Genomic DNA, 18,102 nt, shown 5'->3' on the forward strand with positions numbered 1-18,102 from the left:
TCAGGCCACGCCGCCGCAGGCGCCGGAGCCGCCGCACTTGCCTTCGCCGCACTTGCCCTCCTGCGCGGCCTTGTCGGTATCGGCGTCCGCGTCGGACCCGGCCTTCTTCGCTGCGTGGTGGGCGTCGTGCTCGGCCTTGTCGACGAAGCCGTCGCCGTTGCCGTCCATCGCGCTGAAATAGGACGCGTCCTTTTCGGGATGGCTGGCGGCGAACTCCTCGGCGGAGATGCGGCCGTCGCCGTCGCTGTCGGCGTGGGACATGCCGCAACGGCCTTCGCCGGCCTTGGCATCGGTCTTGGCATCGGTGGCGGCTTCAGTGGCGGCCGCGTCCTGGCTGGCTGCGGTGCCGGATACCATGTAGCCGCTGGCGAGCGGGGTCATCGCGAATGCGGCGCCGGAAAGCGCGAGGCCGCCAAGCGTGGCGGCTACCGCAAGGGCGACGGGCTTTGCAGGGGACTTCGACATGCTGGCGTTCTCCTGTTCCGCGGCGGGAGGCCGCAGGAGCGCCAAGTATGCCGCAGCGCGCACGGTGCAGTGCAGCAGCGGTGCGGGTGCCGGATTCAGGCCTGGGTGTTGGTGTCGTCGGCCTTTTCGCGCGGCGGCAGGTTGTCGTCGCCATAGGCCACGAACCAGATGTTCTCGGCGATATTGGTGGCGTGGTCGCCGATGCGCTCGAGGTTCTTGGCCATGAACAGCAGGTGGGTGCAGCCGGTGATCGCGCGCGCGTCTTCCATCATGTAGGTCAGGAGTTCGCGGAACAGGCGGGTGTATTCGGCGTCGAGCGCGGCGTCGGTGTCGCGGACCACCTGCGCCGCCTCGGGATCGTGGGTGCGGTAGGCCTCGAGCACCCTGCGCACCTGGCGCACGGCCAGCGCGCCGAGGTGGGCCAGCCCACCGGCGACTGGCAGCGCCGGCGCCTGGTTGAGCGCGATCGAGCGCTTGGCGATGTTGGCCGCGTAGTCGCCGATGCGTTCGATGTCGGAGACGATGCGCAGGGCCGCCAGCACTTCGCGCAGGTCGCGCGCCAGCGGGCCGCGCAGCGAGAGCTTCATGACGTCCTGGCTGACCACGCGCTCGATGTCGTCGATGGTTTCGTCGTTGGCGACGATATGGCCGGCCGCGCGGTCGTCGCGGCGCTCGACCACGTCGAGCGCGGCCTCGAGCTGCGCCACTGACAGCTCGCCCATGCGCAGGATCTCGCCGATCAGGCGCTCGCGCTCTTCGTCGTGGCTGCGAACGATATGGTCGTGGGGCTGGTTGTTCATCCGAATCGTCCGGTGATGTAGTCCTCGGTCTGGCGCTTCGAGGGATTGGAGAAAATGGTCTCGGTGCTGTCGTGTTCGACCAGGTCACCAAGGTACATGAAGGCCGTGTAGTCCGAGACCCGCGCGGCCTGCTGCATGTTGTGGGTCACGATGACGATGGTGTAGTCGAGCTTCAGCTCCTCGATCAGCTGCTCGATGCGGCTGGTCGAGATCGGGTCCAGCGCCGAGGTCGGCTCGTCGAGCAGCAGCACCTCCGGGCGCAGGGCGACGGCACGGGCGATGCACAAGCGCTGCTGCTGGCCGCCGGACAGGCCGAGCGCACTCTGCCCGAGCTTGTCCTTGACCTCGTCCCAGAGCGCACCCTGGCGCAGCGCGGATTCCACGCGATCGTCCATGTCCGCCTTCGATACCTTCTCGTGGTGGCGGATCGCGTAGGCGATGTTCTCGTAGATGGTCATCGGGAACGGCACCGGCTTCTGGAACACCATGCCGACCTTCGAGCGCAGGCGGTTCATCGCATACTTCGGCGACAGGATGTCCTCGCCGTCGAGCAGGATGCTGCCGGTGGCCACCTGGCCCGGGTACAGCGCGTAGATGCGGTTGAACACGCGCAGGAGCGTCGACTTGCCGCAGCCCGACGGTCCGATCAGCGCGGTCACGCGCTTCTCCGGGACGTCCATCGCCACGCCCTTGATCGCGTGGAACTTGCCGTAGTGGAAATCGAGGTCGCGGACCGACAGCTTGACCGGCGCCGGCGGTGCAGCGGCACGACGCGGGGTCGTGGTGGACAGCGTGGCGCGTCCGTGCTCGGCGGGGGCGTGGTTGGCATTCATCGGCAGGATCCGGAAAAGGTCGAAGTCATGGAATCAATCATTGGTGATGCGGTTCCGCGCCAGCACCGCGCGCGCGCCGAGGCTGATCAGGAGCACGAAGGCGGTGAGCACCAGCGCGCCGGCCCAGGCCAGGTCCTGCCAGCTTTCGTAGGGGCTGCCGGCGAACTGGTACATCACCACCGGCACGCTGGCCATCGGCTGCATGATGTTGCTGTTCCAGTACAGGTTGCCGAAGGCGGTGAACAGCAGCGGCGCGGTCTCGCCGCTGATCCGGGCCAGGGCCAGCAGGATGCCGGTGACGATGCCAGCCGACGCGCTGCGGTACAGCACCTGCACGGTCACCTTCCACTGCGGCACGCCAAGCGACAGCGCAGCCTCGCGCATCTGCGTCGGCACCAGCCGCAGCATCTCGTCGGTGGTGCGCAGGACCACCGGCAGCACGATGAAGGCCAGCGCCACCGAACCCGCCAGCGCCGAGAAGCCGCCGCCGCCGTACATCACCAGCAGGGTGTAGACGAACAGGCCGAGCACGATCGAGGGCGCCGACAGCAGGATGTCGTTGACGAAGCGCACGACCGTGGCCGTGCGGCTGTTGGCGCCGTACTCGGCAAGCCAGGTGCCTGCGGCCACGCCGAGCGGCGCGCCGATCAGGATCGCCAGCCCGCACATCACCGCCGAGCCGAACAGCGCGTTGCGCAGGCCGCCCTCGGCCATCGGCGGCGGGGTGTCGCGGGTGAACAGGCTGACGTTGATGCCGCTGATGCCCTTGGACACCAGGGTCCACAGGATCCAGGCCAGGAACACCAGGCCGATCACCGCCGCCACGCACGACAGCGAAAGCGTGACCGCGTTGATGATGCGGCGGCGGATGTACAGCTGCCGCGCGCCGCGCGCGACGGGGCTTGCGGCGGCCATCAGTTGCCCTCCTTGCGTGCCAGCCGCGCCAGCATCAGCCGCGCCAGCGACAGCACCACGAAGGTGACGATGAACAGTACGAAGCCCAGCAGCAGCAGCGCGGAACGGTAGGTGTCGGTGGCCTCGCCGAAGTCGTTGGCGATCAGCGCGGCGATGGTGGTGCCGGGCTCGAGCAGCGACGGCGTCAGGCGCACGCTGTTGCCGACCACGAAGGCGACGGCCATGGTTTCGCCCAGCGCACGGCCCAGGCCGAGGAAGATGCCGCCGATCACCGCGGAGCGCGTATAGGGAAGGACGATGTCCCAGCACACTTCCCAGCGCGTGGAGCCGAGCGCGTACGCCGACTCCTTGAGCCGCGTGGGCACGGTCAGGAACACCTCGCGCATCACCGAGGTGATGAAGGGCACCACCATGATCGCCAGCACCAGGCCGGCGGTGAGGATGCCGATGCCCAGCGGCGGGCCGCGGAACAGCATGCCCAGGCCCGGCACGTTGCCCAGGTGCTCGTTGAGCCAGGGCGTGACGTGCGTGGTCATCACCGGCACCAGCACGAACAGGCCCCACATGCCGTAGATGATCGAGGGGATGCCGGCCAGCAGTTCGATCGCCGCGCTCACAGGCCCGCGCAGCCAGCGCGGCGCGACCTCGGTCAGGAACACCGCGATGCCGAAGCTGATCGGCACCGCGAGCAGCATCGCGATGATGGCCGTGACCACGGTGCCGTAGATCGGCGCCAGCGCACCGTAGCGGTTCTCGACCGGGTTCCACTCCGCCGAGAGGAAGAACGACAGGCCCTGCGACTGCAGGGCCTCGCGGCCGCCCCAGAGCATCGACAGCGCGGCGCTGGCCAGCGCCAGCAGCACGAAGACCACGGTGCCGACGAGGGCGTAGCGGAACCAGCGGTCTGCGCGCGCGTCGCGCAGGTCGCGTTGGCCGGAGGTGTTGGCGGGCAGGGTGGAAGCGTTCATCGGCGTCCCGGAGCTGTGGGGTGCCCGCCGCGGCTGCGGCGGGCGCGGAGGCCTCAGTTGAACTCGGCGGCCCAGTACGCCTCGACCTGTGCCACGAGTTCCGCCGGCAAGGGCACGTAGTGGAGCTCGCTGGCCTGCACCTGGCCGGATTCGAAGGCCCACTTGAAGAAGTCACGCGCCGCCTGGCTGCGCGCAGGATCCGCCGGCTGCCTGGGCATCAGCATGAAGTTGGTGGCGGTGATCGGCCACGCGTCCGCGCCCGGGGCATCGGTGATCACCAGGTTGAAGTCACTGGCCGAAGCCCAGTCGGCGGTGCGCGCCGCGGCGGCGAAGCTTTCCGCGCTGGGCTCGACGAAGTTGCCGGCCGCGTTCTGCATCGATGCGTAGGGCATGGTGTTCTGCAGCGCGTAGGCAAGCTCGACATAGCCGATCGCGCCCTTGATCTGCTGCACGTACGAAGCCACGCCTTCATTGCCCTTGCCGCCGACGCCCAGCGGCCAGGCGACCGAGGTGCCTTCGCCGACCTGCTGCTGCCACTCGGGGCTGACCTTGGACAGGTAGTTGGTGAAGTTGAAGCTGGTGCCCGAGCCGTCGGAGCGGTGGACGATGCTGATCTTCGCGTCCGGCAGGGCCAGGCCCGGGTTGACCGCGGCGATTTCCGCGGCGTTCCAGTTCGCGACCTTGCCCAGGAAGATGTCGGCAAGCAGCGGGCCGGTGAGCTTCAGCTCGCCCGGCGCGAGGCCGTCGACGTTGACCACGGGCACCACGCCGCCGATCGCCGAGGGGAACTGGACCAGGTCGGCCTCGACCAGCTCTTCGGTGGACAGTGGCTTGTCGCTGGAGCCGAAGTCGACGGTGCCCTGCTTGACCTGGGCGATGCCGCCGCCGGAGCCGATGGACTGGTAGTTGACCTGCTTGCCGGTGGCGGCGTTGTAGTCGGCGGACCACTTCGACACCAGTGGGTAGATGAATGAGGCGCCGGCACCCGACACCTGGTTGGCGCCGCCGTTGCCGACGGCCGCGGGTTCGCTGCCGGACGGCTGGCAGGCGGCGGCGAGCAGGGCCGTGGCGAGCGCAATGGAGGCGAGACGCAGCTTGGAAGGAGTCATGGCGGGGATTCCGTTGTGGGCAGGCGCCGTGTTCGGCGTACGCACATTGGATGATGTTTTTGTGACATCTTCATGACGGCTGCCCCGCAACCTGAACGCCATCGTCGGGCGCAGTAAAAAAAGCCGGGCCCATCGGGCCCGGCAAGCAGCGCAAGTATCTGGAGAGGAGGAGGGGCTCGGCGGCCGGCTACATCGCGCAGTGGCGACGCGACCAGGACGCGGCCTGGGCACCATTCCAGCGCCGGGCGGTGACCCGATGATGTCGAAGCGGTGACGGTCCGGTGACAACCGGGCCGGGAGACGGCCTCAGTAGCTGCGGCACTGCCGGAAGCGGACGGCGCGGCCGCTGTCGTGTGGCGGCGTGAGCTGGATCCGCGACGAGGCCAGCGCCGGATAACGCTCCACCAGCGGGCAGATGGCCACGAAAGGGTCGTCTTCGTTGCCGGAGACGAAGACTTCGAGCGTGGAGCTGCTGGTCCAGAAGGCCCTGGATATTCCGGGCAGCGTCGCGATGGTGGTGGCCAGCTGCCGGCGCTCCGCCTGGAGCGCAGCGGCATCCGGCTCGGCCGTCGGGGTGGCCCCTTCCGCGGCCGCCGGATCGGCGGGTGCATCCGCAGGGACGACTGCGCCGGGAGTCGCGACGCTAGCGGGTAGCCCTGGCGCGGGTAGCAGGCTGAAGACCGCCACGCCTGCGATCAGGGCCAGCAGCCAGCCTGCCAGGCTGCGCGCGCGCGCGCGCTTGGCGGATGCCTTTTCGATCGGAGCAAGTGTCGGCGCCGGCACCAGCGGCCGGAGTTCGGGCCACAGGGTCGCGCCGTCCATCAGCTCGACCGCCTGGCCGTGCGCAGTCCGGCGGGCGTCGTCGTCGATACGCCCCTGCGTGACCAGCAGTCCGCCCACGGCACCGGCCAGGCCCATGGCCGCGGTCAGCTCGTTGACGGCGGCGCGCCCGAGCACGAATGCGCTGCCGTGCTTGGTCGACAGCAGCCAGTGCTCGCCGTTGCGGACCAGGGTGTGGTCACTCTCGCCGGACGGAGCTTCGCGGTCCACCAGGCGGTGGTATCCGCGGCGTGACAGGGCTTCGAGCACGATGCGGATGAATTCGCGCCATGACATCGCCGAGAGCGCGGTGATCCCGGCGGCGGTTTCGTCACGGCGGCGCAGCGGGCCATGCGCCAGCCAGGTGGCGGCCGCGCCGATCGCAAGCACGACGACGATTGCAAGCGCCCATTTCAACATGTGTTCCGCCCCTGTCCCTGGAACGCCAAGGATAGACGCACCCGCGCCTGGTTGGCGGCCGGCGTGCCGCGCTCAGCCGAAGTGCTTGCCGAGCACGCGGCGGATTTCCGACTCGATCGGGCCCTGCATCGCCGCGAACAGGAAGCCGAGCTGCGCGGTGACCCGGACTTCGCCCGGATGCAGCGCGATGGCGCCGTCCACGCCCGCGCGGCTGAAGCCGAGCACGTCGCCCTGCCACCGGCAGTCCACCCCGAAGCGCTCGACGAGCTTGTCGGCGACCTGCTGCACGGCGTCGCGCGCGCTCGCCATGGACAGCTGGTGCGGGTGGTGGATGTCGATGTCGGCCATGACGTACTCCGTGTGCTTGGGCCGACATTCTGGATGCGACGGCGGCTCGATCCAAGCGTGGCGCGTGATAGATTCCACCGCGCATGGACACTCTCAGGCTGCGCTTCGATCCCACCGGCGACGACTACCCGTTGACCGTCGGCGTGCACGGCATCGGGCGAGCCGGTGGCGACGCCACGCTCGGCCCGGTGCAGGACGCCGCCATCGTGAACTTCTGCGTCGACCGCCGCGGCGTCTGGCTCACCGTCCCCGAAGGCACGCGCGGCGTGCACGTCAACGGCCGCCCGGTGCAGCGCATGGCGATGCTGCGCGTGGGCGACGCGGTGTTCGTGGACGGCATCGGCATGCGCCTGGTCGCACCGCAGCCGCCGCGGCAGCCGGACGGCGGTTTCGGCGACAGCACCGGCGAGGCTGGCGACGTGCGCATCGTGCTGCGCGGGGTCGGCGGCCATTACCACGGGCGCAGCTTCACGCTTGAGCGCCCGCGCCTGGTCGGACGGGCACCCGAGGCAGACATCCGCATCGACGAAGCCGCGTTTTCCGAGCGCCATGCCCGCCTGGAGATGCTGCGGGGCGAAGTGGTGCTGCGCGACCTTGGTTCGGCCGAGGGCAGCCAGGTCAACGGTGAGCCGGTGCGCGACGCGATGCTGCGCCCGGGCGACCAGGTGGTGTTCGACGCCCACCATCGCTTCGTGCTCGAGGCGCCGTCCGGTGCGCGAGGGGATTCCAGGGCCGAGCTGGCTCCCGCCGAGGCGCCGGTGGCGGGCGAGCGCGGCGGGGCCATGCATTTGCCATGGTTGCTGGTCACGGCCGTGGTGCTGGCGGGACTGCTGGCGCTACTGCTGCTGTTCGGTACCGGCTGAAGCCCGGGCCCGCGACGGCGACGCGCTGCGCCGGCGCCGCCAGGCAAACCGCCATCCCAGCAAGGTGGCGAGGATCGCCGCATACAGCAGCGGTTCGCGGACATCGGATTTCACCACCCACCAGAAATGCAGCACCGCAAGCGTCGCGATCACGTAGACCAGGCGATGCAGCCGTCCCCAGTTCCTGCCCAGCCGCCGCATCCAACCGCGGGTCGAGGTCAGTGCAAGGGGCACCAGCAGCAGCCAGGCCGCGAAGCCCACCGTGATGTAGGGCCGCTTGACGATTTCCACCAGTACCTGCGCCCACCAGCCACGCAGGTCGAGCACCAGATAAGCACTGAAGTGCAGGCTGGCGTAGGCGAAGGCGTACAGCCCCAGCATGCGCCGGAAGCGCATCGGCAGCGGCTGCTGCAGGAGCTGGCGCAGTGGCGTCACTGCCAGTGTGGCGAGCAGCAGGCGCAGCGCCCACAGCCCGAGCTCGTGTTCGATCGCGGCCACCGGATCGGCACCGAGTGCGTCGATGTTCGCGCCGCTGCCGACCTGCCAGGCCTGCCAGCCGAGCAGCGCCAGCGGCGTCAGCGCGAGCGCGTGGACGCCGGCCTTGGCCGCGACCAGGCCACGGCCGCTGCGCGGAGCATTCCGCGCTCCAGTCGGCGCGTTCAATACCAGCGTGCCAGGTCCATGCCCTGGTACAGCGAAGCGACCTGCTCGGCGTAGCCGTTGAAGGGGCGCGTGGCGATGCGGTCGGCGAACAGCCGGTTGCCGTCGCCGGCGATCCGGCGTTCGCTCGCCTGGCTCCAGCGCGGGTGGTCGACGGCCGGATTGACGTTGGCGAAGAAGCCGTACTCACGCGGCTGCATATCGTTCCATGCGGTGTCGGGAGCCTTGCGGGTGAACTTGATCGCGACGATCGACTTGATGCCCTTGAAGCCGTACTTCCATGGCACCACCAGGCGCAGCGGTGCACCGTTCTGCTGCGGCAATGGCTTGCCGTACATGCCCGTGGCCAGCAGCGCGAGCGGATGCATGGCCTCGTCGATGCGCAGGCCCTCGCGGTAGGGCCAGTCGATGATCGGCGCGCGCACGCCCGGCATCTGCCGCGGGTCGGCGAGGCTGGTGAAAGCGACGTACTTCGCGTCCGAGGTCGGCTCGAAGCGTTTGAGCACTTCGCCCAGCGGCACGCCGAGCCAGGGGATGACCATCGACCAGCCCTCGACGCAGCGCATGCGGTAGGTGCGCTCTTCCGGCACCAGGCCCTTGAGCAGGGTCTCCAGCGGCACCGTGCCCGGGCGGGCGCATTCGCCAGAGACCGCCACCGACCACGGCGAGGTCACCAGCGTCTTGGCCGCGCGCGACGGGTCGGCCTTGCCGCTGCCGAACTCGTAGAAGTTGTTGTAGCCCGTGGCGTCTTCGTAGCGGGTCAGTGGCTCGTCGGTGTTGAAGCCGGTGCGCGCGCCGGCGGCACGCGGCACGTCGACCGGTGGCGGCGGCTCGGCGCCGCGGCAGCCGGCCGCGAGCAGGGCGGGCGAGAGTGCAAGCATCTGCAGCAGGCGGCGCCGGTCGCGGTAGACGGCCTCGTCGGTGAGTGGTTCGCCAGGAAGTCGCAAATGCCGGAAGCGGGACATGTCCGCATCCTTGCCGGGGGAGGGCCCATCCTAACGCCGGTCCGGTGATGCTGCGGTGCTGCATTGCGGCATACTTGATCTTCCATTCGTACCGTGAGGTCCAGCCATGTCGCGCGCCTACAACTTCAGTCCCGGTCCCGCCATGCTGCCGGAGCCGGTGCTGCTCCAGGCTCGGGACACGATGCTCGAATACGGCGACGCCGGCGCCTCGATCGTCGAAATCAGCCATCGCGGGCCTGAATTCATCGAGATCGCGGCCCGCGCCGAGGCCGACCTGCGCGAGCTGATCGGCATTCCGGACGACTACGCGGTGCTGTTCCTCCCGGGCGGCGCCACGGCGCAGCAGGCGCTGCTGCCGCTGAACTTCGCCGCCCCCGGGCAGCGCGCCGACTATGTGCTCACCGGCCACTGGGGCGCGATCGCCACCCGCCAGGCCGCGCCCTATGTCGATCTGAACGTGGCCGCGAGCAGCGAGGCCGACGGCTACCGCAGCATCCCGCCGGCCGGGGACTGGCGCCTGTCGGAAGACGCGGCCTATGTGCACGTCACCGCCAACGAGACCATCCACGGCGTCGAATTCCGGCCGCCGGTGCCGGGAGGCCACGCCTATCCGGATACCGGCAACGTGCCGCTGTTCGCGGACTTCAGCTCCAGCATTGCGTCCGAGCCGATCGACGTGTCGCGCTTCGGGGCGATCTATGCCGGCGCGCAGAAGAACCTCGGCCCGGTCGGCATCGGCGTGGTGATCGTGCGCCGTGAACTGCTGGAACGTGCCGGCCAGCCGCGCGCCGACATCTTCAACTACCGGTTGCAGTTGGCCGCGGATTCCATGCTCAACACGCCGCCGACCTGGAACTGGTACGTCGCCGGCCTGACTTTCCGCTGGATGCTCGAACAGGGCGGGGTGGAGGAGTTCGCACGCCGCAGCGAGGAGAAGGCGAAGCTGCTGTACGCGGCCATCGATGGCTCCGGCGGCTGGTACCGCAACGAAGTCGAGCCGGCCGTGCGCTCGCGCATGAACGTGCCGTTCTTCCTGCCTGACCCCGCGCTCGACGAGGCCTTCCTTGTCGAAGCGCGCGAGGCCGGCCTGATCGGCCTGAAGGGGCATCGCGTGGTCGGCGGCATGCGCGCATCCATCTACAACCCGATGCCACTGGCGGGCGTGCACGCGCTGGTCGATCACATGATGGATTTCCAGCGTCGACATGGCTAGGAACGACGACGAAGGCGCTGCCGGCGGGGCAGCGGCGAAGCCCGACCTCGCCGCGGTGCGTGCCCAGATCGACGGCATCGACCGTGAGATCCAGGCGCTGATCGCGGAACGCGCGCTGTTCGCGCGCCAGGTCGGCCGCGCCAAGGGCAGGCTGGCCGCCGCCATCGACTATTACCGGCCCGAACGCGAGGCGCAGGTGCTGCGGCGCGTCGTCGACCGCAACGACGGCCCGCTGGCCGACGACGTGTTGCTGCGCCTGTTCCGCGAAATCATGTCCGCCTGCCTTGCGCAGCAGGAGCCGCTGAAGATCGGCTATCTCGGCCCCGAGGGCACGTTCTCGCAGCAGGCGGTGCAGAAGCACTTCGGGCACTCGGCGCTGGGCCTGCCGCTGGCCAGCGTCGAAGAGGTGTTCGACGAGGTTGCTTCAGGCGCCGCGGACTTTGGCGTGGTACCGGTGGAGAACTCGGGGCAGGGCACGATCCAGTCGACGCTCGACATGTTCCTGACCTCGCCGCTGATGATCTGCGGCGAGGTCGAACTGCGCATCCACCAGTACCTGATGTCGCGCACGGGGCGGATCGAGGATGTCGAACGGATCTATTCCCACGGACTGTCGCTGGCGCAAAGCAAGAACTGGCTGCGGCAGCACCTGCCTCTGGCGGAGAAATTCCCGGTGTCCAGCAACGCCGAGGGTGCGCGGCGCGCGCGCAACGCCGACGACGCGGCGGCGATCGCCGGCGAAAGCGCAGGCAAGGTCTACGGACTCAAGACGGTCGCCGGTCCGATCGAGGACCGCAGCGACAACACCACGCGTTTCCTCGTGGTCGGGCGCGCCGCGTTCCCGTCGTCGGGACACGACCGCACGTCGCTGATGGTGTCGATCCGCGACCAGCCGGGCGCCCTGTACAAGATCCTCGAGCCGCTGGCGCGGCACGGCGTCAGCATGAACCGCATCGAGTCGCGACCCTCCCACGGCGCGCTTTGGGAGTACGCGTTCTTCATCGACGTCGGTGGACACGTCGAGGAGTCGCCGCTGAGGGATGCGCTGGCCGAGATCGACGCATTCGCCGGCGACGTGCGGGTGCTGGGCTCGTACCCGGTCGCAGTGCCATGAGCGGTGGCGGAGTGGCGATGCCCGGGAACCAGCCGGGCTGGGTGGCCTCGCGCGGCAGGGCGCTGTCGGGCGAATTCGCCATGCCGGGCGACAAGTCGATTTCGCATCGCGCGGTGATGTTCGGCGCGCTGGCCGATGGCAGCTCACGCATCGACGGTTTCCTGGAGGGCGAGGACACGCGCGCCACCGCTGCGATCTTCAGCGCGATGGGCGTGCGCATCGAGACGCCGTCGCCGGCGTGCCGCGTGGTGCACGGGGTCGGCATCGACGGCCTGCAGGCGCCCGCCGGCGCGCTGGACTGCGGCAACTCCGGCACCGCGATGCGCCTGCTGGCCGGATTGCTGGCGGGCCAGCGCTTCGACACGGTGCTTTCGGGTGACGCCTCACTGTCACTCCGCCCCATGCAGCGGGTGGTGGCGCCGCTGCAGGCGATGGGCGCGGTGATCGTCTCCGTCGACGGCGAGCGGCCGCCGCTGCGCATCTCCGGCGGCATGCCGCTGCACGCGATCGCATACGAGCCGCCGGTGGCCAGCGCCCAGGTGAAGTCCGCGGTGCTGCTTGCCGGCCTCTATGCCGATGGCGAGACCACCGTCCGCGAGCCGCGGCCAACGCGCGACTACACGGAGCGCATGCTGGCCGCGTTCGGATGGCCGGTGCAGGCATCGGCCGGCGCGGTGCGGCTGAGCGGTGGGCATCGCCTGAGTGCGCGCGCGATCGACGTGCCCGGCGACTTCTCGTCCGCGGCGTTTTTCATCGTCGCCGCAACCCTGGTGCCGGGCTCGTCGCTGCTGCTGCGCTCGGTGGGGGTGGATCCCAGGCGCACCGGCCTGCTCGATGCGCTGCGCATGATGGGCGCCGACATCCGCGAGACTGATCGGCGCGCCGGTGCCTGCGGTCCGGTCGCGGACATCGCGGTGCGCCATGCGACGCTGCAGGGCATCGACCTGCCCGAGGCACTGGTCGCGGACATGATCGACGAGTTCCCGGTGTTCGCGGTGGCTGCGGCCTGCGCGCGCGGCACCACGCGCATACGCGGTGCCGCCGAGCTCAGGGTCAAGGAATCAGACCGCATCCATGCCATGGCCATCGGCCTGCAGGCGCTGGGCATCCGCGTGCGCGAGCTGCCCGACGGCATGGAGATCCAAGGCGGGTCGCTTGTCGGCGGTCGCGTGGACAGCGTCGGTGACCATCGCATCGCGATGTCGTTCGCCGTGGCGGCTCAGATGGCCGCGGGCGACGTCGTGATCGGTGACGTCGCCAACGTCGCGACATCCTTTCCCGGTTTCGAGGCGATGGTGCAGGCCGCGGGTTTCGGCCTGCACCAGTGCTGATGGCGCCTAGTCGTCGTCGCGGCGGAAGGTCACCGGGACTTCGACGGTGCTCGAAACGGGTTCCCCACCGCTGATCGCCGGCTGGAACGTCCACTCCCTCACCGCTTCGATCGCGGCCAGGTCGAGATCACGTGATCCGCTGCGGCTCACGATCGTCACGTCCCCCGGCCGGCCGTCGGTACCGACCACGGCGCTCACCAGGACCGTGCCCTGCGCGCGGTCGCGGTAGGCCGCGGGCGGGTACACGGGCTGGACGCGGGTCAGCGGTTCCGCGACCCGGTCAGGAGTGGCTGCGGGTGCGGCGGGTCGGGGCTTCTCCCGCGCCTGGCGACGGGCATCGTCCGCCGCGCGTTCGCGCTCGGCCGCGGCGTCCTGGCCATCACCGATCTCCACAGCCGGTGGAGGCAGCGTTTCGGGCGCAGTGGTGACGCCGGCGCGCTGGCTGTAGATGAACCACCCGAACGCGAGCAGGGCCAGGAGCAGCACGATCCAGAGCAGCGGTGCGGCGGTCCTGCGCTCCGGCTCGACGGCGGGCGGCGGTTGGGGCGTCGGTGGGGGTGGGGGCGGGGGTGTGTTCGGATTCCGGTTCGGATCAGCCATGGACGGCTCCTCGTCTGCCTGCGCAGGTGCAGCAGCTGGAGGAAGCGTTCCACAAGCCAGGTCGCGGCCGTGTGTGCACGTCGCCGCGCGGTCAGCGCCCGCTGTCGAAGCTGATCGGGACGGTCACGGTGCCCGCGGTGGGGCTGCCGTCGCGCATCGCCGGGCGGAAGCGCCAGCGCCGGGCCACACGCTGGGCCGCGCGGTCGAGGTCCCGGGAGCCGCTGCTCGATGCGACTTCGACCTGGGCGGGGACGCCGCGGGCATCCACATGGATGCGCAGCAGCACCTCGCCGGATTCGCCGCGGCGCAGGGCACGCGCGGGATAGGTCGGTCCGGGTGAGCTGATCGGCACCGGTGAGCTGGCCGACAACTCGACCGGCTGCACATCCGGTGCGGCGGGGCCCGGGGCGGGACCTGCGGCCATGGGCGGGGTCCCGGGCGCTGCAGGCTCTTCCAGCCGGGCGCCGGATGAGGGCATTTCCGGGATGTCCGCACCCATCGAAGTGCCCGACTGGGGCGGGGTGGGAAGGGGCTGGAACACCTGCGCGGATGCCCCAGGGGGCTGCACGTCGGCGCGATACGGGTCGCTGTCGCCGCGTTGCACGAACCAGAGCACGAGGAACATGGCGAGGCCAGCGGCGATGCCGGCACCCACGAGCCACCAGCCGCGGCCGGAGGGAAGGGGCAGGGGACTGCGTGACGGGGTGGCTGGCATGTGTGGCCCTGTGATCGCGGATGCCCGATTCTGCCACGGCCCCGCGGAGCAGATGCCCTCGCGACGCGCGATAATCCCCGGTCCGCCACTTCATGAAGCGACGCGATGCTTGATTCCAATCTTCTGCGCCAGGACCCTGCCGCGCTCGCCCTGCGCCTGCGCGAGGCCCGCGGCTTCGAGCTCGACGCCGGCGCCCTCGAAGCCCTCGAATCAGGGCGTAAGACGCTGCAGATGCGCACGCAGGAGCTCCAGAACCTGCGCAATACGCGCAGCAAGGAGATCGGCATGCTGATGGGGTCGGTTGCGCGCCTCAAGGCTGCCGGTGAGCTCGAACAGGCCGAGGCCAGCATCGCGAAAGCGGAAGGGATCAAGGCCGAGGTGTCCGGCTTCGGCGATGAACTGAAGGCTTCAGAGGTCGAGCTGGAACGCATCCGCGTCGAGCTGGATGCCATTGCCATGGGTATCCCCAACCTCCCCGACGCGAGCGTGCCCGCCGGCAGCGACGAATCCGGCAACGTCGAACAGCACCGCTGGGGCACGCCGCGCGTGTTCGATTTCGAAGTCCGCGACCACGTCGATCTTGGCGCCCGCCACGGCTGGCTCGACGCCGACGCGGCCGCCCGCCTGTCCGGTGCGCGCTTCACCGTGCTGCGCGGCCAGCTCGCGCGCCTGCACCGCGCGCTGGCCCAGTTCATGATCGACCTGCACGTCGACGAACACGGCTATGGCGAAACCAGTGTCCCGGTACTGGTCAACGCCGAGGCTATGCGCGGTACCGGGCAGTTGCCGAAGTTCGAAGACGATCTGTTCGCGACCATCGTTGGCGAGGGCGAGGCGGCTTCGAAACGCTATCTGATCCCCACCGCCGAGGTGCCGCTGACCAACCTGGTCGCCGACACGATCGTGGACGCCGCGGCGCTGCCACTGCGCATGGCCGCGCACTCGATGTGCTTCCGCGCAGAGGCCGGTGCCTACGGTCGCGATACCCGCGGCATGATCCGCCAGCACCAGTTCGAGAAGGTCGAGCTGGTTTCGGTCACCCGCCCCGACGACAGCGATGCCGAACACGAACGCATGACGCGCTGCGCGGAAGTGGTGCTCGAGCGCCTCGGCCTGCCTTATCGCCGCATGCTGCTGTGTTCGGGTGACATGGGCTTTGCCGCGCGCAAGACCTATGACCTCGAGGTCTGGCTGCCGTCGCAGGACACCTGGCGTGAGATTTCTTCGTGCTCCAACTGTGGCGACTTCCAGGCCCGCCGCATGCTGGCACGCTGGCGCAGCGATGCCGGCGGCAAGCCGGAGCCGGTGCATACGCTCAACGGTTCCGGCGTGGCCGTTGGGCGCGCGCTGGTGGCGGTAATGGAGAACGGCCAGCAGGCCGACGGGTCGATCACGGTGCCCGAGGTGCTGCGCCCCTACATGGGCGGCGTGGACGCGATTTACTGAGCTCCGGCGCGGCTGGAGCCGCGCCTCCACGCCGCGGCGCTGGCGACTGCATCCCGGATCGTTCCGTGTTTCGGTTCGATGGCTGGTCCATCGGCATTCGTTGCATATATGGGACGACTATGCTGAAATATCGGCAATTGTCCCGGCGAGGTGCGGTCATGCAGGATCTGAACGATCTTTATTATTTCGCCATGGTCGTCGACCACGGCGGGTTTGCCGCGGCGGAGCGCGCGCTGGGGATTCCCAAGTCGCGGCTGTCGCGGCGCATCAGCCAGCTTGAAACCGAACTCGGCGTCCGCCTGCTGCAGCGCTCCACGCGCCGCTTCGCGGTGACCGACGTCGGCCAGAGCGTCTATCGCCACACCCAGTCGATGCTGGCCGAAGCCACCGCTGCGCGCGAGGTCGTCGACCGCCTGAGCGCCGAGCCGCGCGGCATCGTCCGCGCCAGCGTGCCCGTGAGCCTGGCGCAGCAGCAGCTGCCGAAGCTGCTGCCCGAGTTCCTCGCGCGCTACCCGCAGGTGCGCGTGCAGATGCACGTCAACAATCGTCGCGTCGACGTCATCAACGAGGGCTTCGACGTCGCCATCCGCGTGCGCAACAAGCTTGACGACGACGGCAGCCTGGTGATGCGCAGCTTCGGCCAGATCCAGGAGTTGCTGGTCGCAAGCCCGACCTACCTGGATCGTGCCGGCCGACCGGCCTCGCCGGAAGAGCTCAACGACCACACCACCATGACCATGAGCGAGGACGAGGTCCGCCAGCGCTGGGAGCTCCAGGGCGTCGATGGCGAAGTGCGGCGCATCGACCTCAAGCCGCGAATCGCGGGTGGCGATTTCCCGATGCTGATGTCGCTGGCCCGCCAGGGCCTGGGCATCACCATGCTTCCGGAAACGCTGTGTGCCGAGGCGGTCCGCAACGGCGAGCTGGAAGTGGTGCTGCCCGAGTGGCGCCTGCCGCAGGGCATCGCGCACCTGGTGTTCGCATCACGCCGCGGCCTGCTGCCGGCGGTGCGAGTGTTCATCGATTTCCTGGCCGAAAAGTTGCCACCGCTGATCGAGGCGTCGCGCCTGGACTGCGAGAGCTGTAGCGGACGACACGCCGGCTCGGGCGCATCGGCTGCCGCGGCCTGATCGGACGGACAGTTGAGGGACGGGCGCCTGCGTCATGTCGTGCGACAATCTCTGCGCGTCATCACCAGGCATCGGATACAGCGGCTTGATGCTGTAGGAAAATGCCGCCAGCGCGTTACGGAAGAGTGGCCGAGCGGTTGAAGGCACCGGTCTTGAAAACCGGCAATGGGCAACCATTCGTGGGTTCGAATCCCACCTCTTCCGCCACCTAACCCGCATAAACACTAGGTTTGCACGCTTGCAATCCGGTTTCAGGTGTCCCATGATCGGCCCCGTTGGGACAATTTGGGACAGCGGACATGGCGACATTCGAGAAGCGGGTAGGGAAGTCCGGCAAGGTGACGTGGCGTGCCCGCGTCCGCCGCCTAGATGGCCCGCAGCTGGCCAAGAGCTTCCCCCGGAAGCAAGACGCCGAGACCTGGGCACGCCGGATTGAGTCCCAGCTCGACGCCGGCGAGGCCGTCCCCTCCGCTGAGGCCCGCAAGCGCACCCTTGGCGACGCCATCGACCGCTACCTGACGGTGACTCTCCCGCAGGCCACGCACCGCAAGAACGCCTCCGAACAGACCCGACTCCTGACCTGGTGGAAGAATCGCCTTGGGGACCGTCCGCTGGTGGCCATCACTCCCGGCGCCATCGCCGAGGTCCGCGACGAGCTGACGCAGCCTGACCCGGTGACGGGAAAGGTCCTGAGCGGCGCCACGATCAATCGCCGGATCACGGCCCTGTCTGCCTGCCTGCGCGTTGCCGTGAAGGAATACGGGTGGCTCACAAAGAACCCCGTCCCGAACGTGACCCGCCTCGCCGATAGCAAGGGCAGGGAGCGGTTCCTGTCCGGCCCCGAGCGCGACGCCCTCCTGGTGGCTTGTGCGGCCTCCGAGTGCGCGGCGTTGGCTCCGCTGGTATCGCTGGCGCTGGCGACCGGGGCGCGCAAGGGCGAGCTTCTGGGGCTGCTGTGGGCCGACGTAGACCTGGAGCGCCGGGTAGTCCGGTTCCGGGACACAAAGAACGGCGAATCCCGCACCGTGCCGCTGGCGCAGTCTGCCGTGGCCGTGCTGAAGGAATGGGGCAAGGCCCGGCTCAAGGTCGGCACCGTGTTCCCCGCGCAGCCCGGAACGATCCAGAAAGCTTGGGAGGCAGCGCGCGCCGAGGCCAAGCTCGAAGACTTCCGCTTCCACGACCTGCGGCATAGCGCGGCCAGCTACCTGGCCATGTCCGGCGCGAGCCTGATGGACATTGCCGCGATCCTCGGCCACAAGACCTTGGCGATGGTGAAGCGGTACAGCCACCTGAGCGAGCAGCACACCACCGCAGCGGTCGACCGAATGGCCGAGCGGTTCCTCGGCTGAAGCGGCCGCACCGGGTGCTACAAACACCCGGACGGCCTT

19 protein-coding genes and 1 tRNA gene are annotated in these 18,102 nt (G+C 69.3%); 8 read left to right on the forward strand and 12 right to left on the reverse strand.

Going from position 1 to position 18,102, the window contains the following annotated elements:
• From ACW7G5_RS05505 to ACW7G5_RS05540, 8 genes are all read right to left on the reverse strand, one after another.
• Positions 1-465 carry an HvfA family oxazolone/thioamide-modified RiPP metallophore gene (locus tag ACW7G5_RS05505; protein WP_457002493.1) on the reverse strand — a complete coding sequence of 155 codons (465 nt, stop codon included), beginning with the start codon at positions 463-465 and terminating at the stop codon, positions 1-3.
• Between the two features lie 95 nt (positions 466-560).
• Positions 561-1,265, reverse strand: coding sequence for a phosphate signaling complex protein PhoU (gene phoU / locus ACW7G5_RS05510; RefSeq protein ID WP_457002494.1), 705 nt, complete (start codon positions 1,263-1,265; stop codon positions 561-563).
• Entirely contained in the window at positions 1,262-2,098 is an 837-nt protein-coding gene (gene pstB / locus ACW7G5_RS05515; RefSeq protein WP_457002496.1) for a phosphate ABC transporter ATP-binding protein PstB, read from the reverse strand. Before pstB ends, phoU begins: the two co-directional genes overlap by 4 nt.
• Positions 2,099-2,131: 33 nt before the next feature.
• Entirely contained in the window at positions 2,132-3,013 is an 882-nt protein-coding gene (pstA, locus tag ACW7G5_RS05520; protein WP_457002497.1) for a phosphate ABC transporter permease PstA, read from the reverse strand.
• Positions 3,013-3,981, reverse strand: a complete 969-nt coding sequence (gene pstC, locus ACW7G5_RS05525; RefSeq protein WP_457002499.1) for a phosphate ABC transporter permease subunit PstC — start codon at positions 3,979-3,981, stop codon at positions 3,013-3,015. The genes pstA and pstC overlap by 1 nt, the downstream gene beginning before the upstream one ends.
• A gap of 53 nt (positions 3,982-4,034) precedes the next feature.
• Positions 4,035-5,090 (reverse strand): phosphate ABC transporter substrate-binding protein PstS, encoded by a 1,056-nt coding sequence (gene pstS, locus ACW7G5_RS05530; protein WP_457002501.1) that lies wholly within the window; start codon positions 5,088-5,090, stop codon positions 4,035-4,037.
• Positions 5,091-5,396: 306 nt separating this feature from the next.
• On the reverse strand, positions 5,397-6,329 hold the full coding sequence (locus tag ACW7G5_RS05535) for a restriction endonuclease (protein WP_457002503.1): 933 nt from the start codon (positions 6,327-6,329) through the stop codon (positions 5,397-5,399).
• Positions 6,330-6,401: 72 nt separating this feature from the next.
• Positions 6,402-6,677 carry a polyhydroxyalkanoic acid system family protein gene (locus ACW7G5_RS05540; RefSeq protein ID WP_457002505.1) on the reverse strand — a complete coding sequence of 92 codons (276 nt, stop codon included), beginning with the start codon at positions 6,675-6,677 and terminating at the stop codon, positions 6,402-6,404.
• 83 nt (positions 6,678-6,760) lie between these two features.
• Here ACW7G5_RS05540 and ACW7G5_RS05545 point away from each other — a divergent pair, with 83 nt between their 5' ends.
• Positions 6,761-7,540 (forward strand): FHA domain-containing protein, encoded by a 780-nt coding sequence (locus tag ACW7G5_RS05545; RefSeq protein WP_457002506.1) that lies wholly within the window; start codon positions 6,761-6,763, stop codon positions 7,538-7,540.
• On the opposite strand, the gene ACW7G5_RS05550 is transcribed toward ACW7G5_RS05545, so the two are convergent.
• Both ACW7G5_RS05550 and msrP read right to left on the reverse strand, forming a co-directional pair.
• Positions 7,514-8,155, reverse strand: coding sequence for a protein-methionine-sulfoxide reductase heme-binding subunit MsrQ (locus ACW7G5_RS05550; RefSeq protein ID WP_457002892.1), 642 nt, complete (start codon positions 8,153-8,155; stop codon positions 7,514-7,516). The genes ACW7G5_RS05545 and ACW7G5_RS05550 overlap by 27 nt on opposite strands.
• Positions 8,156-8,199: 44 nt before the next feature.
• On the reverse strand, positions 8,200-9,165 hold the full coding sequence (msrP, locus tag ACW7G5_RS05555) for a protein-methionine-sulfoxide reductase catalytic subunit MsrP (protein WP_457002508.1): 966 nt from the start codon (positions 9,163-9,165) through the stop codon (positions 8,200-8,202).
• Between the two features lie 106 nt (positions 9,166-9,271).
• Here msrP and serC point away from each other — a divergent pair, with 106 nt between their 5' ends.
• From serC to aroA, 3 genes are read left to right on the forward strand one after another with little or no spacing between them, the layout of a single operon-like run.
• Positions 9,272-10,378 carry a 3-phosphoserine/phosphohydroxythreonine transaminase gene (gene serC, locus ACW7G5_RS05560; protein WP_457002510.1) on the forward strand — a complete coding sequence of 369 codons (1,107 nt, stop codon included), beginning with the start codon at positions 9,272-9,274 and terminating at the stop codon, positions 10,376-10,378.
• A complete protein-coding gene (pheA, locus tag ACW7G5_RS05565; RefSeq protein WP_457002511.1) occupies positions 10,371-11,492 on the forward strand; it encodes a prephenate dehydratase in 1,122 nt (373 codons plus the stop codon). Before serC ends, pheA begins: the two co-directional genes overlap by 8 nt.
• A 17-nt stretch (positions 11,493-11,509) precedes the next feature.
• Positions 11,510-12,823 (forward strand): 3-phosphoshikimate 1-carboxyvinyltransferase, encoded by a 1,314-nt coding sequence (aroA, locus tag ACW7G5_RS05570; protein ID WP_457002513.1) that lies wholly within the window; start codon positions 11,510-11,512, stop codon positions 12,821-12,823.
• Positions 12,824-12,829: 6 nt separating this feature from the next.
• Here the strand turns inward: aroA and ACW7G5_RS05575 are convergent, their stop codons facing one another.
• Positions 12,830-13,423, reverse strand: coding sequence for an energy transducer TonB (locus tag ACW7G5_RS05575; protein ID WP_457002515.1), 594 nt, complete (start codon positions 13,421-13,423; stop codon positions 12,830-12,832).
• Positions 13,424-13,514: 91 nt separating this feature from the next.
• Positions 13,515-14,138, reverse strand: a complete 624-nt coding sequence (locus tag ACW7G5_RS05580; protein ID WP_457002517.1) for an energy transducer TonB — start codon at positions 14,136-14,138, stop codon at positions 13,515-13,517.
• Positions 14,139-14,243: 105 nt separating this feature from the next.
• Here ACW7G5_RS05580 and serS point away from each other — a divergent pair, with 105 nt between their 5' ends.
• The 4 genes from serS to ACW7G5_RS05600 all read left to right on the forward strand — a co-directional run bounded on the left by serS (position 14,244) and on the right by ACW7G5_RS05600 (position 18,063).
• A complete protein-coding gene (gene serS / locus ACW7G5_RS05585; protein ID WP_457002519.1) occupies positions 14,244-15,584 on the forward strand; it encodes a serine--tRNA ligase in 1,341 nt (446 codons plus the stop codon).
• Positions 15,585-15,742: 158 nt separating this feature from the next.
• Positions 15,743-16,714 carry a LysR substrate-binding domain-containing protein gene (locus ACW7G5_RS05590; RefSeq protein WP_457002521.1) on the forward strand — a complete coding sequence of 324 codons (972 nt, stop codon included), beginning with the start codon at positions 15,743-15,745 and terminating at the stop codon, positions 16,712-16,714.
• 119 nt (positions 16,715-16,833) lie between these two features.
• Positions 16,834-16,921: transfer RNA gene (locus ACW7G5_RS05595), tRNA-Ser, on the forward strand.
• Positions 16,922-17,013: 92 nt separating this feature from the next.
• Positions 17,014-18,063: a tyrosine-type recombinase/integrase gene (locus tag ACW7G5_RS05600; RefSeq protein WP_457002522.1), complete on the forward strand. Its 1,050-nt coding sequence runs from the start codon at positions 17,014-17,016 to the stop codon at positions 18,061-18,063.
• Positions 18,064-18,102: the final 39 nt, after the last annotated feature.

It is taken from the genome of Luteimonas sp. A501 (assembly GCF_054052085.1).

Bases quoted from the DNA above. Each gene is read 5' to 3' on its own strand.
- ACW7G5_RS05505 (WP_457002493.1), bottom strand. From the start codon at position 465: ATGTCGAAGTCCCCTGCAAAGCCCGTCGCCCTTGCGGTAGCCGCCACG.
- phoU (WP_457002494.1), bottom strand. From the start codon at position 1,265: ATGAACAACCAGCCCCACGACCATATCGTTCGCAGCCACGACGAAGAG.
- pstB (WP_457002496.1), bottom strand. From the start codon at position 2,098: ATGAATGCCAACCACGCCCCCGCCGAGCACGGACGCGCCACGCTGTCC.
- pstA (WP_457002497.1), bottom strand. From the start codon at position 3,013: ATGGCCGCCGCAAGCCCCGTCGCGCGCGGCGCGCGGCAGCTGTACATC.
- pstC (WP_457002499.1), bottom strand. From the start codon at position 3,981: ATGAACGCTTCCACCCTGCCCGCCAACACCTCCGGCCAACGCGACCTG.
- pstS (WP_457002501.1), bottom strand. From the start codon at position 5,090: ATGACTCCTTCCAAGCTGCGTCTCGCCTCCATTGCGCTCGCCACGGCC.
- ACW7G5_RS05535 (WP_457002503.1), bottom strand. From the start codon at position 6,329: ATGTTGAAATGGGCGCTTGCAATCGTCGTCGTGCTTGCGATCGGCGCG.
- ACW7G5_RS05540 (WP_457002505.1), bottom strand. From the start codon at position 6,677: ATGGCCGACATCGACATCCACCACCCGCACCAGCTGTCCATGGCGAGC.
- ACW7G5_RS05545 (WP_457002506.1), top strand. From the start codon at position 6,761: ATGGACACTCTCAGGCTGCGCTTCGATCCCACCGGCGACGACTACCCG.
- msrP (WP_457002508.1), bottom strand. From the start codon at position 9,165: ATGTCCCGCTTCCGGCATTTGCGACTTCCTGGCGAACCACTCACCGAC.
- serC (WP_457002510.1), top strand. From the start codon at position 9,272: ATGTCGCGCGCCTACAACTTCAGTCCCGGTCCCGCCATGCTGCCGGAG.
- pheA (WP_457002511.1), top strand. From the start codon at position 10,371: ATGGCTAGGAACGACGACGAAGGCGCTGCCGGCGGGGCAGCGGCGAAG.
- aroA (WP_457002513.1), top strand. From the start codon at position 11,510: ATGCCCGGGAACCAGCCGGGCTGGGTGGCCTCGCGCGGCAGGGCGCTG.
- ACW7G5_RS05575 (WP_457002515.1), bottom strand. From the start codon at position 13,423: ATGGCTGATCCGAACCGGAATCCGAACACACCCCCGCCCCCACCCCCA.
- ACW7G5_RS05580 (WP_457002517.1), bottom strand. From the start codon at position 14,138: ATGCCAGCCACCCCGTCACGCAGTCCCCTGCCCCTTCCCTCCGGCCGC.
- serS (WP_457002519.1), top strand. From the start codon at position 14,244: ATGCTTGATTCCAATCTTCTGCGCCAGGACCCTGCCGCGCTCGCCCTG.
- ACW7G5_RS05590 (WP_457002521.1), top strand. From the start codon at position 15,743: ATGCAGGATCTGAACGATCTTTATTATTTCGCCATGGTCGTCGACCAC.
- ACW7G5_RS05600 (WP_457002522.1), top strand. From the start codon at position 17,014: ATGGCGACATTCGAGAAGCGGGTAGGGAAGTCCGGCAAGGTGACGTGG.